This is a genomic window from Mucilaginibacter inviolabilis (assembly GCF_011089895.1).
GTDB lineage: Bacteria > Bacteroidota > Bacteroidia > Sphingobacteriales > Sphingobacteriaceae > Mucilaginibacter > Mucilaginibacter inviolabilis.
Genome location: NZ_JAANAT010000004.1, coordinates 74,042 through 95,672, shown reverse-complemented (window position 1 = coordinate 95,672; position 21,631 = coordinate 74,042). Strand labels below are relative to the sequence as shown.

The window sequence follows — 21,631 nt, the reverse complement described above, 5'->3', positions numbered from 1 at the left end:
ACCACTCACCACTCACCACTCACCACTCACCACTCACCACTCACCACTCACTATTGCTCACTTTTTCCCCCTTCATTCTCTTTCTGTAGCTTTTTAAGCATTTCGGTGCCTATCAGGGCATCTATTATACCGTTACCTCCGTTGTCTTTACCGCTTACCAATATTTCTGGTACCAGTTTAATACCGGCGGCGGCTAAGGCTTCGGCTACACGTACAATGGCATATTGTTCGGTACCCATGGCTTCGGTTTTTTGTTTGGTAACCTCGGCTTCGGCCAAACCAATGGCTTTGATCTTGGTACTTTCGGCAATACCGTTCACTTCGGTAGCGTTGGCATCGGCTTTGGCATTCACTGTTTTAGCTTCGGCATCGGCCTTGGCTATGGTGATCCTTACCTCAGCATCAGCCTTGGCATTAATGGTTTTAGCTTCAGCCTCACCATGTGAAGCAGCAACTTTTGAGGCGGCCATCTGGGTGTTGATCTCAACCTGGCGGGTTGATTTCACCACCTCAGGCTGCATATCAGCACCGGCGCGGGCGCTTTCAAATTCCTTACGCTCAATTTGCGCGTGGCGTTGTATCTCGTAGGTCACTTTTTCCTCTTCGGCCAGTTTACGGTCGGTCAGGGTTTTCATCAGGGCGGCTGGCGGTACAATGTCACCAATCAGGGTATCCACACCGATCACGTTATAGGTGGTTAATACCGCACCGATATGATCACGGGCATCGCTTTGTCTTTGGATACGGTTAGCTAAGAAACCGATAACATCACTCTTTTGCGCCGAGTTACGGAAATAGTTGGCGATGGTAGGCTCCAATACCTGCGATACCAGATTTTTCATTTTACCAAAACGGGCTATTACCTTTGGCGCTTCGTTACGTGGCACGTGGATGATCTGTGACACATCCAGATTGAATGTGAAACCATCAGATGACCTTACCGTAATGGTACACAGGTTTTTATCCAGTTCATGCGCCTCGGTACGACTATCGGCCCAGTTCAACACAATGTTGGTTGTTGGTACAATTTCAACCGCATGTGTGTAGATGTTGATAGGGTGTTTACCCGGATCGAGCGGATCTTCCCAAACACCTTTTTGCCCGCGATGAACAATGTTACCATGTTTAAAGGCATCGCCGCTGGTGTCTTTACCTTCGGGCCCAACAAAGGAGTTTACTACACCCACATAACCAATAGGTATATAGGTCATATCCACCTGTTCCACAATTACAAACCAAGGATTCAGATAATAGGTACCGGCCAGTATCACATCCTCCTGTAACCCTTTACGGCCACCAGCGTTAATGAATGCAATAGGATCCTGGTAGTTTTTATGGCCTGATACAGACTCACCGGCAATTTCGCCTTTGTCCAACGGCTCACCATCCAACGTGGTTACAATACCCACTTTGTTTTCATGGATCTGGGTAATAGGAACCATCTCAATCTCAAACAAAAAAGTATTGATACGGTAACTACCCGGTGTAAGGAAAGCGGCCTGCGGACCCTTCTGACCATTGTTGTCCAGAAAGGCAATAGCGTCCTGGAACTTGTCGCAGTCAACAGGTTTACCCAACACACGGCCAGTATCCAGCGATGCACCGTCTTTAGCCTTTACCAGCCCCAGCTTGTTTTGCTCAATAACGGTAAACGGTTCCATGGTAATACCATACTGCCATGGCCATAAGCCCCAGTACAAGCCCGGTGCCAACGCTTTAGCCTGCATACCAGCCTCGCCATGAATGGCTATGATACGGCCATCGGGCAAACGCGATTTACTCGATAAGGTGAACTTTTTAACCACCAGGCCAATACGATTATCCGGCACGATCACCATGCCGAAAAAGACGCGCAAAACAAATTTGTACATCAATAAAATCAGGACGATAGGCACAGCCCACCAAAGCATAACAATTAGATTGTTGTTCATTTTTTTAAGATTTAGTTTTTTGATTTTTTTAACGGAACCCTTAAGGTGCGGGCCCTCACAATAACTTATAGCTTAACTGGATTGGAGTACCTTGGCTATATAGTGTCATTAAGACAGTTGCAATTACAGGATGTTACAACTTTTTTAAAAAATATTTTTGACCGTTGATTTTTTCGATTTCGTTGATTGCGCTGAAGCATAATTTAATTGATTAAGGATTATAGGATTTTTGCCTAAGTTGATATTTTACTTCAACAATTCATAATGAATTAATTGTAAACAATTCAGTTTACCGGTAGTTAAATCAATAGTATCTCATTTAATCTTTATGGTCATGAATACTTCAACATCAAAAAACACCAGCAAAAAAACTACAGACGGTAAGGGCAGAAAGCAACTGGAAACAGAAGCGCCGATAAGCGAAAAAGACGAGGTAAAAAAAGCCGAGGAACGTGTTAAAAAACACCTGAAAGGTAAGCACTGATTTTATACTTTACTGGTAATTGCATAGCTTAGATAAAATTAATGCTATCATGAAATTTCAAGGTTTTATATTATTTACGCTGGTGTTAGGTGTTATGGCATCATGCAAACCCGCAGTTACCACCCAGGCGCTTACCGGCAAATGGAAATATATTAAAATAGAACACCCCAATGCCAGTCCGCCGGATACCATGAAAAAGGCCGAACTGGATGAGGTTGTGCCATATATACAGTTCACACCCGAGATGAAATATGTAATTGTTTGGGGTGGCAAATTCCTGTCGCATGGTACCTTTACCCTTAACGGCAGCAATATGAATGTAAAAGAAGTACTGCCTGACGGCAAGACCCGAGATTTTGTCTTTTATGTATCCGAATTGACGGATGATAAGATCATTTTTGAAAGCACGGGCCCCGAAGGTTCAAAGGTTACGGCTTTGCGGGCAAGTAAGTTTTAATCCCGGTTTTGTCATGCTGAACGCAGTGAAGCATCTATTATACAACTATTCCCGTGAAGAAGATCCTTCGCTATACTCAGGATGACAAGGTAAATAAATCCAAAAATCTTTTATCCAAAAAGGTGATATATCTGTTATAATTTACACATCGTAATAAACAGTAAACAATGGATGCAGTTAATTTGGAAGAGCAGGTTGCAGAACGGCAGCAGCTTTTCATCGCACTATATCAAAAAGTTTTCCCGGCGGTGGCCCGCTATGTAAGCAAATGCGGCGGATCATTTGATGAGGCCAAAGATGTTTTCCAGGACGCCCTGCTGAGCTATTACGAAAAAAGCAGATCGGCCACAGCTGATATCAACACCAGCGAAGGAGCTTACATTTATGGCACTGCCCGGTATCTGTGGATAAAAAGGTATAAAGAAACTCAACAAACTACGCAGCTGGAAGACAATGCCGCCTCAGATATGGCTATCGAAACCACCGTGCCCCTTGCTGAAGATAAATTATTACATTTTTTAGAAACCGCTGGCAAACGCTGTATGGAACTGCTTCGCTCCTTTTATTACGATCAGTTACCCATGACCAAATTAGCCCAATTGTTCGGCTTTTCGGGGGTACGTTCGGCAACGGTGCAAAAATATAAGTGCATTGAAAAAGTAAGGGAATCCGTTAAAAAAAAAGCATTAACTTATGAGGACTTCCTTGAATAACATAGCACAAACCGAAGCCTACCTGTTAAAAAAGGCAAATCCGGCCAACTCCCTCTTGTTCGAAGCCAAAATATTGCTTGATCAGGATCTGCAGACCCGTGTTTCGCAACAGCGGCAAGTTTATACCCTCGTGCAGCAATATGGCCGCAAACAGGTAAAGGCCGAGATAGAAGCCGTTCATCAGCAATTATTTAACCAGCCCGAACATCTGAGTTTCAGGCAAAAAATAACACGTATTTTTTTAAGATAGAATCAAGAAGTAAGAGTCAAGAATCAAGATTTCGTTTTTAAAATCCGAGACTGTTTTTCGTTGTCTTGACTCTTGATTCTTACCTCTTGACTCCTAACCACTAAAACACAAAAATTTATGAATATCGATAAACAGGAATTCCGCAAATATGCGGTCATGCACCATTCTATTGCCGGTACCCAGGTAGATAGTTTTATTTCGAAGGTTGAAAAAAGCGCCCTTCCCACCGCCATGACACCCTACATCACCGAAGAACGCGAAATGCGCGTAGCCCAGATGGATGTATTTTCGCGCCTGATGATGGACAGGATCATCTTTCTTGGCGAAGCCGTCGACGACCATGTGGCCAACATCATCCAGGCGCAGCTGCTCTTTCTGCAATCAACCGATTCAAAAAAAGATATCCAAATGTACATCAACTCGCCGGGTGGTTCGGTTTATGCCGGTTTAGGCATTTATGATACCATGCACTTTATAGGGCCCGATGTGGCTACTATTTGTACCGGCATGGCCTTGTCTATGGGTTCTGTGCTATTGTGCGCGGGTGCTGCGGGCAAACGTGCCGCCCTCAAGCATTCCCGCATCATGCTGCACCAGCCATCGGGCGGGGCGCAGGGCATGGCATCAGACATCGAGATAGCATCCGTCCAAATACGTAAAATGAAACAGGAACTATACGAGATCATTGCCCAGCACAGCGGCCAGCCTTATCAAAAAGTTTATGATGTATCCGATCGGGATTACTGGATGACAGCCAGCGAATCCAAAGAGTTTGGGATTATTGATGAGGTGTTGGGGTAAAACCTCACCCTGCCCTCTCCAAGAAGAGGGTTCTGAAATAAACTGCATAGCCAATAAAAGCCTCTTAATAAGAGGCTTTTTTATTTATCTTGGTTTTATTATCGCAAGCAATGAGCATTAGATTTATTACCATATTACTAAACGACGACGTTGTAGCCGGTGGATTTTCTTTCAGACTTATTTTTAGTTGGTGGCAGATCCTTGTGTTTCTTATTCTTGTTGTTTGTTTAATTTACTTCATCCGAAGAAGTCGTAAAAACAGGCGGATATAGCATTGCGTTAAGTAACAAAACATGTCATTAGTGCGCTATCACACCCGCACCTGCGGATGCCGCTACTTTATGCTTAATAAACCGTCTGCCTATTAGCAAAGTTAACAGCGCTACAACGGCTGATGCTGCCATAACCCCGGCCATAGGTAAGGCGCTATTACTTTTGATGAGTGTGATACCCACCGATGCCAGCGAACCCACAGCCATTTGAAAGGCCCCCATTAATGCGGAGGCCGAACCCGCGTTTTTAGTGAACGGTGCCAACGATAAAGCGGCTGTATTTGGATAACTGATACCAACACCGCACAATACACCAAATATCATGGCAATGGTGCCGCCAATATCAAACCAGTTATTGAAAGCACCTGTTAAAAACACCACCGATATGCATACCAGCCATATGAGCGAAGCATTTACCAATTGCTCGCTTTTATATTTTTTCATCAGGATACTGTTTACCTGGCTCGAGCCAATAAATCCTACCGAAAGTCCCGCGAATATCCATCCAAACCCTTTCTGACTTACTTTGAATACTTCAATAAATACAATTGACGACGATGATACGTAGGCGAACAGACCCGCAAACGCGAATGCCCCGCAAAGCGCGTAAGTTAAAAACTGCGCATTTTTTAACACATGCCAAAAGTTGCGGATAATGGGCAATGGCTTTAAAGAGTACGATGGATCGGGCTGATAGCTTTCGGGCAATAAAAATACAACGGCCAGCAATATCAATACAGCAATAACAGTTAATATCAAAAATATCACCTGCCATTCAAAGGCTGCTGTAATATAACTGCCAATAGTTGGCGCCAACATGGGCGAAGCACCTAGCACCAGGATCAACAACGAAAATACTTTGGCGTTATCTTCCACCGGAAACAGATCGCGTACCATGGCCATAGCCGCCACACTGGCTGCACAACTGCCCACCGCCTGAAAAAAGCGCATCAAGATCAGCATCTCCAGCGAAGTAGAAAAGAAACAGCCAATGGAGGCTACAATATAAAGGCCTAATCCAAAGTATAAGGGTCGTTTACGGCCATACCTGTCCAGCAAAGGGCCATACAATAATTGCCCGGCAGATATACCAATAAAATAGCTCGACAATGACAAAGCCACCCTATCGGTACTGGTATGCAAATATTTGGCAATGGCTGTAAAGCCAGGCAGGTACATATCTATCGAGAAAGGGCCCAATGCGGTTAATGACCCCAAAATGAGTATTAGTGTTACGTAACGTTTTTTTGTCATGTGATTTTTGGCAGATGGTCGGTTTTTTGACCAGGGTAAACAGAATAATTACAGGATATTACCGGCGAGGTACAGAAGGATTTTTTACTACGAGTGGCCGGATAAAAACATAAGGCGAAAATAAAATTTAAATTCCAAAACGCGTATCGTTATTTTGTCATTTATTCTTTTTAGTTTATCGACTATAGTCTATGGACTTGTCTTACTCTATCAACTATGGACTATTGACCATGGTCTATGGACTTCTCTTAAAAAGTTTCGCCCAGATTAAGATAGATGGCATTGTAGTTTTTACTTGCACCATAATCCAAACTGATATTGGTTCCGGATTTTTTATTGAATTTAAACCGAAGCCCTGTACCACCAGCGGGGTGCCAGTAAACAAAAGCATGGGTATGTGGCTCCGTAACGGAGTTTATATTGGCAAACAAAACAAAACCTAATAATCCATTACGGGTAATATCGCGCCGGTATTCGGTCTCAAAATAGGCCAGCCGCTGGCCGCGGTATCTGTTTTGCACAAATCCCCTGCCCGATCGTTGATAAGGCTCCCAGCCCAGGCTGGGCAGGTTCAGATAAGGGGTACCGGGTGTAAGTGATGTCCAGAAATAAGACCAAAACGCCAGCACATTTTTAGGCCCGGCATCGGTTAAGGAGATATACTTGCGCAAATCAATATATAAAGAGCTCCAGTTGGTATTGCTCCCCAGCATTTTGGAGTTTACCCGATAAATGATGTTAGCATAAGCGCCTGGTAAAGGATTGATAGAGTTTTTACGGGTATCATATAACAAATTGAAAGTTACGCCCGATGAAAAAACATTCTGATCCGAAGCAGTGCCGTATTTATAGTTTGTAAAATTATGCAGGTTAACATCCCCATCGCTGTCTATATCCTGGTAATAATCTAAATCGTAACCTAATCCTGCATAAAAATAAGGCTCTATTCTTTTAAGCACAGTCTGATAAAAGCGTCCATAATTATAGTTCACCAAAAAACGGCGATCCTCCGGCTGTTTGCCTCCAAGCCCCCAGGTATATTGTGGATATACCAATACCCGGGTATCGCCAACTATATTCCATTGATTATTATTGAGCCATATATTTGACCGGATAGGCAAACCATACCGTCCTTTAAAGTTAAAGTAGGGGGTAAATATAAAGCTCGACAGATTAGTTGTTTGCGGGTCGCCGAGATATACGGCCAAAGAAGTTGATGTAAAAAGCGCTTTACCGCCGCTTCGGCCATCGGACGAAGAAATGGGTAAAATGGAAAAATAGACTTTCTTTTTTTCAGTGGCTGATATCTTGCGTGGTTTTATTTTAAACAAAGATCTGGCTATATCAATTAAATCTTTTTGAGCCACTGTATCAGCAGGAGTTTTAACTGTATCGGCGATGGTAACTGAGCTTTGGGCCATTACAACAAAAGGGAACAAACAAAAAAGTAATGCCGAAAGCGTTTTAATCATTATATATTAAACCTAATATGGAATGCTACTGTTTGTAAAATGCCTGTTATATTAACGCTCAAAACGGGATTTAAATTTTCAATTCGATTATATATCTTAAATTATCCGTATAACGATAGTTGTTTTATAATACGGAATAGATGTACCGGAAATAACAATTCCTATCAGGATAACATAAAAAAATGCCGTGGTTTATATCTAAACCGCGGCATTTTTTTATGATTAACATTTAGTGTGTGGTGGTTTTGGTGTAATGATGGTGATGTTTAGGATGCGCTCTGCGCCATGCGGCGCGACGTTTTTTCTCGTCGGCACGGCGTTTTTCATTACCTATTACATAACCACCACCTGCTCCGATGGCGCCACCAATTAATGCTCCCCCAACATTATGACCGATAAGTCCGCCTGCTACAGCACCGCCGGCACCACCGATGATGGCACCTTTAGCTTGCGGACTCATTTTTTTCTTTGTTTGTGCCTGCGCGTTAACTCTTAGCGTTAGCAGAAACGCTACAAACAGGCAAACATATATCGTTAGCTTTTTCATAAAATATGTATTGATAAGTGTTAAAAATTATCTCTGAACATACTTATGCAAATAGTAAGCCGATTATATAAAAAAGCCCTTTTAATAACCTAAAAATGACATTTTACTTTAGGAAAGCTAGCACAGCTGTCGAAAACTGTATAGTTCTGGATGCACTATTATGATCGCCGGGAACATAATTGAGCTTTGAGCCGGGAATAAGTTTATTGAGGGCTGTCTCTGATCCGTTATCATGATCGTCGGTACCACAAATGATCATGACGGGTATTTTTACTTTGGCCAATTCCTGCGGACTTGTTGAGGGTTGATATTTTTGCTGCAGCGCCAACGCTGTTACATCAAAGGCTGGATTACTGTGGATATAGTTAATCATGCCATCTACATCATGAAAAGTAGTATCGCCCATCAACGCTTTGTAGGCATGGATACGCCTGGGCCATTCTGGGTTGGTATAAGCATCACCCATGCCGCCCATTACCAGTTTTTGTATCCGCTTATCCAGTACTAACAACCGGGAAGCAATAATGGAACCGCGCGAATAGCCTACCACATCATATTTTTTAAGCTTAAGACTACCGGCCAATTCCATGATATCCTTAGCCTCGGCATCATTTGCATAGGCCGCATCGGTGTGTGGTTTATCCGACAGACCATTACCCCGCTGATCTAAAATGATAACCTGATAACCGGCCTTTAACAGATCTGGATAAAGCTGACCTTTTTTCCAGCCTTCTCCTGTACCTGAAAAGCCGTGCACTAATATCACCGGAAAACCATCCCCTTTTACCTCGTAATGTATTTTTGTACCATCAAAAGAAGTATAATAATTACCTGCCACTTGTTGCGAATAACTGTTATAACCAACCAGTAACCATAGCGCCAGGATATTAAGAATGATGATACTTTTTTTCATGACAACCGGGGATACTATTTTACAAACTGATTGATAATCAAAACACCTATTAAACCAATAACAGAAACTAACGATTCCATCATCGACCATGATTTAATGGTATCTTTTATACTCAGGTTAAAATATTCTTTATAAAGCCAAAAGCCAGAGTCGTTCACATGCGAAAAAGCCAGGCTACCAGCCCCTATGGATAATACCATTAAGTTGGGATTCACATGGTTTTGTACTACTAATGATGCTACAATACCTGCAGCTGTTAACCCCGCCACCGTAGCTGAACCCAGGCTGATGCGGATAATAGCAGCGATAACCCAGCCCAAAACAAGCGGTGGCAGGTTCAGTTGCTCTAACTGGGCGGCTATCTGGTCACTCACGCCACTTGCGGTCAATACCTCTTTAAAAGCCCCTGAACCGGCAATGATCAATAAGATCAAGGCGATATCTTTTATGGCATCGGTATAATTAATGGCCAGCTGACTCATACTCCGACCTTGTTTTACACCCAAAGTAAATGTGGCCACAATAAGAGCAATCAGCATCACAATAGATGGATCACCCAGAAAAGCGACTATTTTTAACAAACCCGGATCTTTGATACCCAGGTACGGAAAAAATGCGGTGAGCATCAACAGCATCACAGGTAGTAAAGCAGTAAAGAAACTATTAAAAGCGCCAGGTAGTTTTTCTTCAGGCAATTCTTCGGCCCTGAAAGTAGCCAGGGGTTCTGATGGTATTTTTTTTAGAAAATTTGCAAATACAGGACCGGCCAATATTATAGCCGGGATAGCTATCATTAAACCATAAATAAAAGTGGTAGCCATGTTGGCATGAAACAATACTACCAATGCCGATGGCGACGGGTGCGGTGGTAAAAAACCATGTGTTACAGACAATGATGCCAGCATAGGCAAGCCTATATATACTGCCGGTAATTTGTATTTATACACTACCGAAAATATAAGCGGAACCATCAGCACAAAGCCGATACCATAAAATAATGGGATACCGATAATAAAACCGGCTGTTACCAGGGCCCATTGTATATATTTTTGGCCAACTGCGTTAACCAGCACTTCGGCAATTTTTTGAGCGGCGCCACTTACTGCCACCAGCTTGCCCAGCATAGCACCCAGGCAAATGATAATAAGCAGCTGACCCATAATATCGCCCATTCCCTTTTGTACAGAGGCTGTTACTTTATTGATGGGGATACCCAACATTAAACCGGCGGCAATGGATACCAAAAGAAATGCTATAAACGGATTAACCTTTGCCCAGCTTACTAATAAAACAAGCAGAATAATACAGATCAGTATAGTTAATAATGCCATGATTTAAACGGTTATTTACAGGTAAGCAACATGTGAAGCCAGACTGCCTGTTATCTGCCTAAAGTAATAACAATATTTGAGTTTCGGATTTTTATAGACAAAACCGTTACAATTAATCAATCGGTGATTATAAAAGCAGATCCTGATCGGCATGTAAAGGCAGCAGGAAGTAAAATTCGGCGCCTTTGTCCTCTTCGCTTTCTACAGCAATTTTACCGTGATGCAGCCTGATGATCTCTGCGGACAGATACAAACCAATACCAAAACCCGATAGTCCCCGCGTGTGCTCGTCCTCCACCCGGTAAAAACGCTGGAAAACATTTTGCTGGTCTCTGAGCTTTAAACCAATACCCTCATCCTTTACACTTACCCACAAATTTTCGCCCAACTTTTTGGCTGATATAGTTATAATACTGCCTTTGGGCGAGTATTTTACAGCATTGCTGATAAAATTACCAATCACCTGAGCTATCTTTTCTTTGTCGGCATAAACCTGTATAGTTTGTCTGCTTTTATAAGATAAAACGTGATCTGGCGCTATAAGCAATTTATCAGCCATTATCTCGGTAAGCAACTCATCAATATCAAACGTATGGGTATTTAACTGTAATTTACCCGATTCAATTTTTGACATATCCAGGAAACCATATATCAGCCGGGCCATTTTGTTGATCTGATTTTCGGATTTTTCAAGAGCATTGATAAAAAAATCATTATCCGCTTTTTTAGCCTTTGCTACCAGTAACTGTGTATAGGCTTTCAATGAGGTGAGCGGCGTTTTTAACTCATGACTGGCCATAGCTATAAAATCATTTTTCATGATCTCTTCCTGTTTGCGTTTGGTAATATCATTGATAGTACCCAACATGCGTACAGGTTTGTGGCGTTCGTCATACAAAACCTTGCCGGTTGTTCGTATCCAGTGTACAGATCCATCAGTCCATATTATACGCACCTCGTATAAATAAACACCGGTTTTTATAGCATTTTTATAAGCAGTATTTACTAACGCTTTATCATCAGGATGTATCATATCCTTCAGTTCCGGATGCGTTAACTTATCTTCAGGGTCAAGACCAAATATAACGGAAAGCGTAGGCGATACAATAACATCGTTAGTCACCAGATCAAGATCCCAACTACCTATCCCCGTAGCTTCAATGGCCAGGCGCAGACGCTCTTCCGCGTCTTCCAGCAGGCGTCTGGCTATTACCTGCTTGGTTACTTCGGTAGCAATCACCATTACACCGGCTATATGATTTCCGCTATCCCTAACAGGCTGGTAAACAAAATCAAAATAAAACAAATTAACATGTTCGTTCCGGTTAAGCTTGATGGGGGTTTCATAACCATAATGGATATGGCCACTTTGATAAGCCTTCCGAACCAGTTCTACATAATCCCAGGGCCCTTCTCCTTCCAATGCAAGGGCAAGCGGCCTGCCAATGATATCGGCCGGCTTTCCCCATAATTCAAGCACATGCATATTGGCCTGTTCAATGATGAGATCGGGCCCTTTTAGAAAACTGATGGCCACCGGAGCCTGGATAATCAGATCATCTATGTATTGCCTTGCAGCTATATTTTGATCTTTATTTTTCAAAACTTTAATTAAAACAAAAAATATACGAAGGTTGGCTATTTTTTATAATTCAATGATATAAAAAATAGTTAACTTTGTGTGTTATTTACCCGATAAAGTTTTTAGCCCGATCCATAGCTTTTTTGCTATCTATGTATTAGTTTTACGTACTTGAGCGCCTTTCCAGCCTTTTCACTTTTTAATATTTTTTATGTCAAAACGTATTTTAGTATTGGATGATAATCAGGACATATTAGATATTGTACATGAAACCCTCACTTATGAACAGTTTGAGGTAAAAAGTACTTCGAACAGCCATGATGTATTACCTTTAATGGAGCAATTTCTCCCGGATTTAGTTATATTGGACTATCGGGTTTCTGGTACAACCGGAGGTGAAATTTGTAAAAGTATTAAGCTCCACAGCAAATTCAATAACGTACCGGTTATTATATTTTCGGCCTACCTTAATGGCGACGATCATTTACTCAATTATGGTTGCGACGGCATTATCAACAAGCCCTTTGATCTTTCAGAACTGGTTGAAAAAGTGAATAACTTGATATAAATTTTTTAAATACTCTTTTTCCCATGTACCCATAATTATTACTTTACCGATTACTTGTTTTTAACCCGGAGAATCAATCGAAAACCGCTTTTTTATCCACTCCTCCCAACAATCATTAACATACGGGTAAAAAACATTCCTCAAAATGCCATTTTATTGCCACATCCATTAAAATTTAGTTATAAAAATCACAATTAATTAATAATCAAGCATCGGGGTTAAAATATTGATAATTATCCTTAGATTTGTTACTAACAGGTCTTAACAAGGATTGATATACAATAAACCCCTGATCGTATATGGTTATTCCAGTAAATTCAATTGAATCTATCGGGTCTAATGGTAAAAAACTCCCCCTGTGCCCAAAATGTAAGGCTCAACTTGACGACCGCATACCAAGAGGTTTCTTCGTAAAAACAATACTTTTCTTTCTCCCCTTAAAACGTTACATCTGCTACAGATGCCAGCGTAAGACTTATGTATTACAATAATTAACCCAAGTATTATTTTTTATCACTTTAAATTAACACAAACATACCTATAAGTATGTTTTTATTAATTACCACCTTATATTTATAACAGGTGTTGTAATTTGCGCACTATTTTATTTGTAGTGACCGACCTAGATTCAAGCATCAAAAGAAAAAAAAAGTACCACTGCTCAAAATGTGGTGAGCCTTTCCATTTCCAGTTAAAGAGAAACTGGTTTGTAAAAAGAGTATTATATTTTTTGCCGGTAAGAAAATACTTCTGTGCTAAATGTAAAAAAGCATCGTATGTTTTTATTGATAAGTCCCATTCCTAGTTATGGATGGTGTTTATTTAAACAGGCATTAAAAACCTTTTGTATACGGCTTAACGCCTTTCACGAAAAAAAATCATTTTATTATTAAGTATAAACGACAATATTAAACTGTACTTTAAGTACTTAACTATTACTTTGGTACAAGAATTGCTAAATCTATCACAACTTGCTTTTTTACTATTTGAAAGCAATTTATAGATGATACTTAAAGATAAAATATGAGACGGATATTAGCGGTTGACGATGACAGTGACATACTGGAGGTTTTACAATACATATTAGAAGATTCCGGTTATGAGGTGGTAACCCTGGCCGATGGGCATTATCTTTTTGATAAAATAAAAGAAAGTCAGCCCGATTTGATTTTACTGGACATTATGCTGGGCAATTTAGACGGCCGCGATCTTTGCAAAAGTGTTAAAACCAGCCAGGAAACAAATGGGATACCGGTAATACTGATATCGGCAAGTCATGAAGTTTCCAGAACACTAAACCAAACCGGCGCCCCGGATGATTTTATAGCCAAGCCTTTTGATATTGATGTTTTGCTCGGCAGCATCAACCGACAATTAGATAATGCCGCTTAAGATATACAAACAAACCGGGCCGCTTAATTAAGCAGCCCGGTTTGTTTTTACGCACTATTACACTCAAACATTAATATTGAATTCCTTTTCTCTTTTGGCGCGGTTACGCAATTTGAAAAACACTATCAGGTTCATAAAATGCATGCCACCTAGTATCAGGATAATCCAGCCTCCTTTGTAACTTAAAACCTCCACCACTACCTGCGTACTCGCTATATTACCAGACTCTTTGAGTGCCAGGCTCATGTAACCTATATTCACCAGGTAAAACCCCACTACCAGCAGTTTATTTACAGAGTCGGCTAGTTCATTATTGCCGTGAAAAATGTCAACCAAAAATATACGTCCGTTTTTAAACAACACCCTGGCAACCCATATGGTTAAAGCGATGCTTACCAGCAGGTAAACAACGTAAGTTAAAATAAAGTAGTTCATGATTGTGATTATTTATATGTTATTAATTATTGAATTTTCAGAAAAAAATGAAATTTACGATTAAAAAAATATTATTTAAATATTTTAAATATCGAACCAAAAAACCAGTTCTCTTCGGCTTTTAGCATCGTGTCTAAAGTTTTGTTCACATTATTGGCCAATCTGCTAATATCAGTTACAGATGAATGGAATGCTTTATAGGCGGGATCTTTTTTATCGCCCTTTACCTCCGTTAATTGACCTAATATTTTAATCACGGGGTCAAGCTCCCGTTTTTTTCGCTCTTCAGCTACTCTTCTGGCAATTATCCAGGTATCTTTTTCGGCATAAAAGTATTCTTTACGCTCGCCCGTTTTATGTTGCTTTTCAACCAGGCCCCAATCTATCAGGTCGCGCAGGGTCATATTGGCATTCCCCCGGGATATACTCAGTTCAGCCATCACTTCCTCAGTGGTTAAAGCTTCTGGCGAAATCAGCAACAAGGCATGTACCTGGGCCATGGTACGGTTAATCCCCCACTCCGATCCTAATTTACCCCAGGCTTCAATAAATTTCAGCTTTGCTTCTGCCAGTTCCATATACAAATATAAATAACTTTTTAAACTTTCAAAAATAAATGAAAGATATTTTTTTAACTTCAGAATTGGGATGTTCGATTCGGATTTAGAAGGTTTGTCATGCTGAGCGAAGCGAAGCATCTATTGAACAGCAGGCATATTGAAGAAGATCCTTCGTTCCTCAGGATGACAACTTAGTTTGATCGCAAACTGGAAACTACCTAAATCCAACCAGTTCTTTATCTATCTTTTTATTCCACTCCTCCTGCGCAGCCATATTCATTCCGTGAGCGGTTTCTGTATCGTACTGATCCTGCATTACGTTCATTTCATGGAACGATTCGAGGTATTGCACATTGATTGGGCCATCGTAATTATCTACGGTAAATTTTTCTGCTTTCAGCTTTTGTTTAAACCGCTCTATGATGATCTTTACAATATCAAAATGCCGCTGTTCGTGGTTCAGACTGTAAGCGTTTTTGCTATCAGTCCTTACCCAACAGGCGCTTTTGGGTAAAAAAGCCTTCAAATCCAGGTGCACATTTACTGTGCTTTTATTTACACCTACATCTTCATTATAACCAATGCTGGGCAAAACTTCGGCTCCAAAGCGGCTATTGCTGAGTGGTTTGGCCTTAAAATCGTCCCACCGCAGAGGGCGCTTAAATGAGTAATAAATAGTATCCCCTTCTGGCTGTTCTGTATAATCAGTAAAACTGATCTTTACATTCTTTGCCAGTTTAATATTGGTACCAGCTTCATTGTTTATCCAGGTGTTAAAAAAAGTAAGGCTGTACTCCAATGCATGCCGCAATACCATTTCGATATCAACCTCCTGATTAGCAAACCGGTTATAACCCGCACTCCCATTATAATCCGTAAGATGAATGTTTTGACCATCCCTTTGCAGGTAAAAAGATAGCGATACTTTTACTTTACCTTCTACATGGTTACCCGGCAGCTGTGTTTCATCAAGTCTGAATTTTTCTATATGAATAATAACTGGTCTTAACATTTTATCGGGCGGAAGAGCAGCATTCACAAACTGTCTGATAGCCGTTGAGGCACCTCCTTTAAGATCAACGGCATATTTTGCTACACCGCGTCCTGGTGATAATAACCAGGCTATTGCAGTACGATCGGACCGGTCATCTATAATACCAGCCACATAAAATTCCTTGGCAGTTACCGATAAACGCTCATTATTTAAAACAAGCGGGCCTGTTATTTTCTGAGCCCGTAAAATTGAAGTAGAAATTAAAATAATGATTAACAGCAACTTAATTCGCAGCCGCGCCAAATGCAAAAAGCTGGCTGTTAAAAACACCATCAACACCATACCTGCTACCATACTATATCACGCATAATGTTCAAATAAATTGCCCATAAATGTTCTATTTGGTTACCTTTGGCCATCGATACCAGTGCCATGGTTTTTGTTTAACAATTTTAAAGTTTTCCACACACATATTGTCTTAAGTATTACCTTCGTTAATTAAACGTGTTATCCACATTTGTTAATTACTTATGTTAATAGCTCTTTTTCGTTTCGCTAATTTAGCACCATCGTTAGTATGCGCTTTATGATCAAAATAAGATACATTTCCCTATTAATCCCCGTATTTATTGTTTCAACGGCCAGCGCGCAGCAAAATCCATCCTTCCAGGTGTACCGCACTTATCATACGGCTATGGACCTGATGGACAAAGGTAAATTTGCCTCCGCTGCCGAGCAATTCCGCTCTGTTGAAGCATCACGCCTTAAAACAGCCACCCAGCCCCAGTTCGAATCGGAGCTATCGCTGGTTAAAGAAAACAGCCAGTACTACGAGGCTTTTTGCGCCCTTAACCTGGGCAATGACGATGCAGAAAGCATGTTTCTGCGCTTTATTAAGGAGCACCCCGAAAACCCTTTAACTAAGCTGGCCTACTTCCAGATTGGTAAATCATATTTTAAACAGGGTAAGTATGAGGATGCTATCCGTTGGTTTGATAAAGTACAGGCCGGCGAACTTAACGGGCACGATAATACCGAATACAAATTCCGTAAGGGCTATGCTTATTTCTCTCTTAAAGATTTTAAGAATGCTCAGTTGCTTTTTGCCGAAGTAAAAAACAAACGCTCGGAGTTTACCGAGGATGCTACCTATTACTTTGCTTACATAGCCTACCTCAACAAAGATTATCACCTTGCACTAGCCAACTTTGAAAAGCTTAAAAACTCTAAAAAATACGAGCGGAGCTATCCATATTATATATCGGCAGTTTACTTTTTAGACAAACGGTACGACGATGTGATCAGCTACGCGGTACCTATTGTAAACAGTACCCATCAGGAACACGAAACAGAAATGCTGCGCATTATTGCTGCCTCGTACTTTGCCAAAGCCGACTACGACAACGCGGTTAAATATTACGACCGTTTCCAGAGCGGCGACCAGGGCAGAACCCAAAACACGCAGGATAGCTACCAGATTGGTTATACCTATTACAAGGTGGGTAACTACGCCAAATCGGCCACAGAACTGGAACGTTTAATTGAACAGGGTGATGTGTACAGCCAAAGCGGTAACTACACGCTGGGTGATGTTTTCCTGAAAATGAATAACAAACAAAGCGCGCGTAACGCGTTTTTGGCAGCCTCAAAACTTACTTACGATAAGCAATTACAGGAAGATGCTTTGTATGAATATGCCAAGCTTTCCTACGAACTCGATTTTAATACCGAAGCACTGGCGGCTACCCGTTTATATTTAAAGAATTATCCGCGCTCACGCCGTAACGACGAAGTGAAAGTATTACTGGGCGAGGAACTATTAAATTCCCGCAATTACAAAGAAGCGGTAGAAATACTGGAGCCAATACCCAACAAATCAGAAAGTGCACAGATAGCTTATCAGAAAGTTACCTATTACCGCGGTTTGGAGTTTTATAACGAGCGGGCCTTTGAAAATGCTATCGGTATTTTCCTGCGTTCGTTAAAAAATCCGGTCGACCCTAAAACCCAGGCTTTAACTACCTACTGGATGGCTGAGGCGATGTACGAAGTACGTAAATATGGCGAATCGGTAGAGAACTTTGAAGCGTTTTTAAGCATGCCCGAAGCCAAAGAGACCGATTTATCTAACTACGCCAATTATGCACTGGCTTACGCCGCCTTTTATGGTGAGCAATATAAAAAAGCGGCCAACTACTTCGAAAAATTCCTTCGGGGGGATGTAAAAGATAAAAACACCGAGAACGATGCGATAACCAGGCTGGGCGATAGCTATTTTGTATTGAAAAGCTACAGCACAGCGCTTGATTATTATAACCGCATTATAGCTATGCACAACCAAGGCGAAGATTACGCCTTGTTTCAGCGTGGTATGATACAGGGTTTACAAGGCTCGCTGGATACCAAGATCAGCACACTGAATGATGTATTGAACACTTTCCCGAATTCGGATTATGCGGATGATGCCTCGTTTGAGATCGCCTATACCTACTTCCTGAAAAATGATGGAGACAGGGCCAAAACCGACTTGAATGCCATGATCCAGAAGTATCCGCACAGCAGTTATGTACCGAGGGCGCTGGTTACTATTGGTCTGATTGATTACAATGCCGGCCATGACGACCTGGCTGTAGAGTCATTCAAAAAAGTGGTTGCCGATTACTCCTCAACTGATGAAGCCAAACAATCGCTTAAACAGATTGAAAAAATATATACCGATAAAGGCGACGCACAAACATTTATCAATTACGCGGGCTCTACCTCTATTGGTAACTATACCACCTCGCAACAGGAAGATATCATGATCACCGCGGCCAACAACCTTTATTTAAAAGGCGACTGGCAAGGTACAGTAGGTGCAGTTAACGCTTATCTGGATAAGTTCCCGACCAAACAGATCTATGAAAAACAAGCACGTTTTATCCGTGCACAAAGTTTGGTTAACCTCAACAGATCTAAAGAAGCTGTTGTTGATTATAACATCATCCTGAATGACTGGACAAGTGCCTATACCGAGAAATCGTTGATTAGCATGGCTAAGCTGTATATCTCTCAGAAAAAGTATAATGAGGCCATCGTGTTCCTGAAAAAACTGGAGACCAATGCAGAGTTTAAAGAGGATTATTCTTACGCCATCAATAACCTGATGCTTTGCTACGCGCAGATGAACATGCCCGATGATGTGTTGAACTATGTGAAACAGATCAGGGGTAATGATAAGGCCGCCCAGGAAGATAAATTCCGTACAGGCTTATATGCTGGTGAAGCTTATCTACTAAAAGGCGATACCACTGCAGCGGTTAAAGAATTTGATTACACGGTAACCAATACCAAAACTGTAGCTGCCGCCGAAGCCAAATACAACATTGCTAACGTGGAATACTTAAAAGGCAGGTACAAAACATCGCAAAAAATGTGTTTCGACCTGGCTAAGGAAATGCCGAACTATGATTACTGGGTAGCTAAAACCTATATCCTGCTGGCTGATAATTATGTAAAACTGAAAGATAACTTCCAGGCCAAGGCCACGCTGCAAAGTATTATTGAAAACTATAAAGGTAATGACGATATACTATCGACAGCCAAACAAAAGCTGGGTGTATTAACGGGTAAACCTGTAAAAATAGAGACTCCGGTAACCGATACAAGTGATAATAAACCGGCCCCGGCCGATACTACCAAAACCGGTCAAAACTAACAGGATGGCAAAGAATAATATAAAAAGACAAGCAATGAAATTAAAATATATCTATACGCTGCTTACCTTAATACTAGCATTATACTTTGTCCCTGCACAAGCGCAAACAAAGAAACCGGCCAAAAAGGCCACTACTAAAACAAAAAGCACGGCCAAAAAAGCTCCGGCAAAACCGGCAACCAAAAAGCCTGCGGCAAAAACTACTGCTCCTAAAAAAGCCAGCACATCATCAAAAAACTTAGGTGATGCCGCGGCCCGTGCAGCTGCTGATACCACCAAAAAAGGCGGTAGCGGCAACAATGCTGATAATGGTGGCAGTCTTTCTGAAGAGATTGTGGTAACTACTGCTTACAAACCAGTATTGGCTGATGCGGTAAAAATACGTCGTAATCCAGATTTGGAGGATAAGGTTCCATTTAAAGCACCTTTGGTGTACACTCCTTTGGATAAAAGACAGGAGCAAAACTCCGAGATCAGGCAATTGGAAGCCATGAAGAGACCACCAGAACAGGACTCTATTCTATTAAACAATTATGTTAAAGTAGGCGCCGGAAACCTGAAATCACTTTTTGGGGAAGCTTACTTTTCTAACGGTCGCGACCAGGCGTTGCAGTTTGGTGGCTATCTCAAACATTTTTCACAATCTGGTTCATTAGACAAACAAAGCCAGAGCAAGGATGATGTTGGCATATTTGGCAAAAGCATCCTGGGCGATAACAACATTAGCGGTCGTATTACTTATAACCGCATGGGTACCAATTTTTATGGCTTCGATCAATCGGCCCCTCCACCCAGCACTTTTGTACCTGGCAAGCAACACTTTAACACCATTGGTGCCGAAGCCGAACTGGCCAAAAACTATAAGGATGTACAGAACGATTTTACTTACGCCCTGAAAATAAAAGGTTATGCCTTTAGCAATGCTTATCAGGCCAGGGAAAATAACCTGGTGATCTCGGGCTTTATCAACCAAACCGTAAAACAATTTTACGCGGGTTTAAGCGGATCGGTTGACCTGAACTCACAGAAGGATAGTCTTTACAAAATCGGTAATAATATTTTACGCTTAAATCCTTACATCAAATTTCAGGGTACCAATTATAAAATTGATGCGGGTGTAAACATCGAGAAGGAATTTGGCGAATTTGGCAAATTCTATATCTTCCCTGCTGCTAAATTAGAGGTACAGGTAATCCCGAAATATGTACGCTTGTTTGTAGAAGCCAAAGGCGATATCAACCGGACATCCTTACATGACCTGGCTTACATCAACCCCTTCATTGGTCAAAATATTGCCATCCAAAACTCGGTTGATCAGCTGGATCTTAGTGCCGGTTTAAAAGGCACCCTTGCACCCGGCTTAAGCTTTAAGGCATCGGTGTTCCGCAACAGCATTAAAAACATGCCGTTACTGGTAAGCAATTTCGACGCCGAAGTAAACAAGTTCAAAGTGATATATGACGATGGCAAAGCCCGTGTGAACGGCTTTAACGGCGAGCTTGATTTTAAAGCCAGTGATGATTTTAACATTTTTGGCCGCGTGGAGATTAAAGATTACCAAATGGCATCCGAAGTACAGGCATGGAACCTGCCTAAGTTTTTGTTAACCGCCGGTACTTCTATCAATATTAACAACCAGGTAAGTATTACCGGTTCGGTATTGTTCCGCGGCTCAACAAACGACAGGACATTTACCAACACCGGTGGTACATCAACTATGGTTCAAAAACCGATAGCCTCATTTGCCGACCTAAGCGGAGGTGTTCAATACAAGGCTACCCGTCAAATAACCGTATTTGTACAGGCTAATAATATTTTAAGCACCAGTTATCAAAACTGGTTATACTATCCTAACTACGGATTTAATATCTTTGGCGGCGTTGGGTATTCGTTTTAAATCGGGAGCGGGGTTCGGGGAGCAAGGTTCGGGTGACAAGCCTCGAACCACATAACACGAACCCCGAACCGTGCGACACGA

At 41.5% G+C, this 21,631-nt stretch carries 19 protein-coding genes; 9 read left to right on the top strand and 10 right to left on the bottom strand.

Annotation, left to right across the window (positions count from 1 at the left end; translation table 11 throughout):
* Positions 1-50: 50 nt before the first annotated feature.
* Positions 51-1,931, bottom strand: a complete 1,881-nt coding sequence (locus tag G7092_RS23880; protein WP_166093384.1) for an SPFH domain-containing protein — start codon at positions 1,929-1,931, stop codon at positions 51-53.
* Between the two features lie 334 nt (positions 1,932-2,265).
* On the opposite strand from G7092_RS23880, the gene G7092_RS23875 reads away from it, so the two are divergent.
* From G7092_RS23875 to G7092_RS23855, 5 genes are all read left to right on the top strand, one after another.
* Complete coding sequence (locus G7092_RS23875; RefSeq protein WP_166093382.1) at positions 2,266-2,415, top strand: hypothetical protein; 150 nt, start codon at positions 2,266-2,268, stop codon at positions 2,413-2,415.
* Positions 2,416-2,464: 49 nt separating this feature from the next.
* A complete protein-coding gene (locus G7092_RS23870) occupies positions 2,465-2,872 on the top strand; it encodes a hypothetical protein (protein WP_166093379.1) in 408 nt (135 codons plus the stop codon).
* Positions 2,873-3,039: 167 nt separating this feature from the next.
* Positions 3,040-3,585 (top strand): RNA polymerase sigma factor, encoded by a 546-nt coding sequence (locus G7092_RS23865; RefSeq protein ID WP_166093377.1) that lies wholly within the window; start codon positions 3,040-3,042, stop codon positions 3,583-3,585.
* A complete protein-coding gene (locus G7092_RS23860; protein ID WP_166093375.1) occupies positions 3,566-3,835 on the top strand; it encodes a hypothetical protein in 270 nt (89 codons plus the stop codon). The genes G7092_RS23865 and G7092_RS23860 overlap by 20 nt, the downstream gene beginning before the upstream one ends.
* Before the next feature lie 117 nt (positions 3,836-3,952).
* Positions 3,953-4,636 carry an ATP-dependent Clp protease proteolytic subunit gene (locus G7092_RS23855; RefSeq protein WP_166093373.1) on the top strand — a complete coding sequence of 228 codons (684 nt, stop codon included), beginning with the start codon at positions 3,953-3,955 and terminating at the stop codon, positions 4,634-4,636.
* Positions 4,637-4,935: 299 nt separating this feature from the next.
* Here G7092_RS23855 and G7092_RS23850 read toward each other — a convergent pair whose 3' ends face one another.
* The 6 genes from G7092_RS23850 to G7092_RS23825 form a co-directional block, all read right to left on the bottom strand.
* On the bottom strand, positions 4,936-6,162 hold the full coding sequence (locus G7092_RS23850) for a multidrug effflux MFS transporter (protein WP_166093370.1): 1,227 nt from the start codon (positions 6,160-6,162) through the stop codon (positions 4,936-4,938).
* A gap of 248 nt (positions 6,163-6,410) precedes the next feature.
* Positions 6,411-7,634 carry a BamA/TamA family outer membrane protein gene (locus G7092_RS23845; protein ID WP_166093367.1) on the bottom strand — a complete coding sequence of 408 codons (1,224 nt, stop codon included), beginning with the start codon at positions 7,632-7,634 and terminating at the stop codon, positions 6,411-6,413.
* A 229-nt stretch (positions 7,635-7,863) separates the two neighbouring features.
* Positions 7,864-8,181, bottom strand: a complete 318-nt coding sequence (locus G7092_RS30550) for a YMGG-like glycine zipper-containing protein (protein WP_202985402.1) — start codon at positions 8,179-8,181, stop codon at positions 7,864-7,866.
* 103 nt (positions 8,182-8,284) lie between these two features.
* On the bottom strand, positions 8,285-9,094 hold the full coding sequence (locus tag G7092_RS23835; RefSeq protein WP_166093365.1) for an alpha/beta fold hydrolase: 810 nt from the start codon (positions 9,092-9,094) through the stop codon (positions 8,285-8,287).
* Positions 9,095-9,108: 14 nt separating this feature from the next.
* Positions 9,109-10,425: a gluconate:H+ symporter gene (locus G7092_RS23830; RefSeq protein WP_166093363.1), complete on the bottom strand. Its 1,317-nt coding sequence runs from the start codon at positions 10,423-10,425 to the stop codon at positions 9,109-9,111.
* A gap of 127 nt (positions 10,426-10,552) precedes the next feature.
* Entirely contained in the window at positions 10,553-12,028 is a 1,476-nt protein-coding gene (locus G7092_RS23825) for an ATP-binding protein (RefSeq protein WP_166093361.1), read from the bottom strand.
* A 190-nt stretch (positions 12,029-12,218) separates the two neighbouring features.
* On the opposite strand from G7092_RS23825, the gene G7092_RS23820 reads away from it, so the two are divergent.
* Both G7092_RS23820 and G7092_RS23815 read left to right on the top strand, forming a co-directional pair.
* Positions 12,219-12,575: a response regulator transcription factor gene (locus G7092_RS23820; protein ID WP_166093358.1), complete on the top strand. Its 357-nt coding sequence runs from the start codon at positions 12,219-12,221 to the stop codon at positions 12,573-12,575.
* 1,023 nt (positions 12,576-13,598) lie between these two features.
* Positions 13,599-13,967, top strand: a complete 369-nt coding sequence (locus G7092_RS23815) for a response regulator (protein ID WP_166093356.1) — start codon at positions 13,599-13,601, stop codon at positions 13,965-13,967.
* A gap of 63 nt (positions 13,968-14,030) precedes the next feature.
* On the opposite strand, the gene G7092_RS23810 is transcribed toward G7092_RS23815, so the two are convergent.
* The 3 genes from G7092_RS23810 to G7092_RS23800 all read right to left on the bottom strand — a co-directional run bounded on the left by G7092_RS23810 (position 14,031) and on the right by G7092_RS23800 (position 16,310).
* A complete protein-coding gene (locus tag G7092_RS23810) occupies positions 14,031-14,402 on the bottom strand; it encodes a hypothetical protein (protein WP_166093353.1) in 372 nt (123 codons plus the stop codon).
* 71 nt (positions 14,403-14,473) lie between these two features.
* Complete coding sequence (locus tag G7092_RS23805) at positions 14,474-14,980, bottom strand: GbsR/MarR family transcriptional regulator (protein WP_166093351.1); 507 nt, start codon at positions 14,978-14,980, stop codon at positions 14,474-14,476.
* A 196-nt stretch (positions 14,981-15,176) separates the two neighbouring features.
* Positions 15,177-16,310, bottom strand: a complete 1,134-nt coding sequence (locus G7092_RS23800; RefSeq protein ID WP_166093349.1) for a hypothetical protein — start codon at positions 16,308-16,310, stop codon at positions 15,177-15,179.
* Positions 16,311-16,542: 232 nt separating this feature from the next.
* On the opposite strand from G7092_RS23800, the gene G7092_RS23795 reads away from it, so the two are divergent.
* Both G7092_RS23795 and G7092_RS23790 read left to right on the top strand, forming a co-directional pair.
* Positions 16,543-19,653: a tetratricopeptide repeat protein gene (locus G7092_RS23795; protein WP_166093347.1), complete on the top strand. Its 3,111-nt coding sequence runs from the start codon at positions 16,543-16,545 to the stop codon at positions 19,651-19,653.
* Between the two features lie 34 nt (positions 19,654-19,687).
* Complete coding sequence (locus G7092_RS23790; RefSeq protein WP_166093346.1) at positions 19,688-21,550, top strand: porin family protein; 1,863 nt, start codon at positions 19,688-19,690, stop codon at positions 21,548-21,550.
* Positions 21,551-21,631 lie beyond the last annotated feature (81 nt).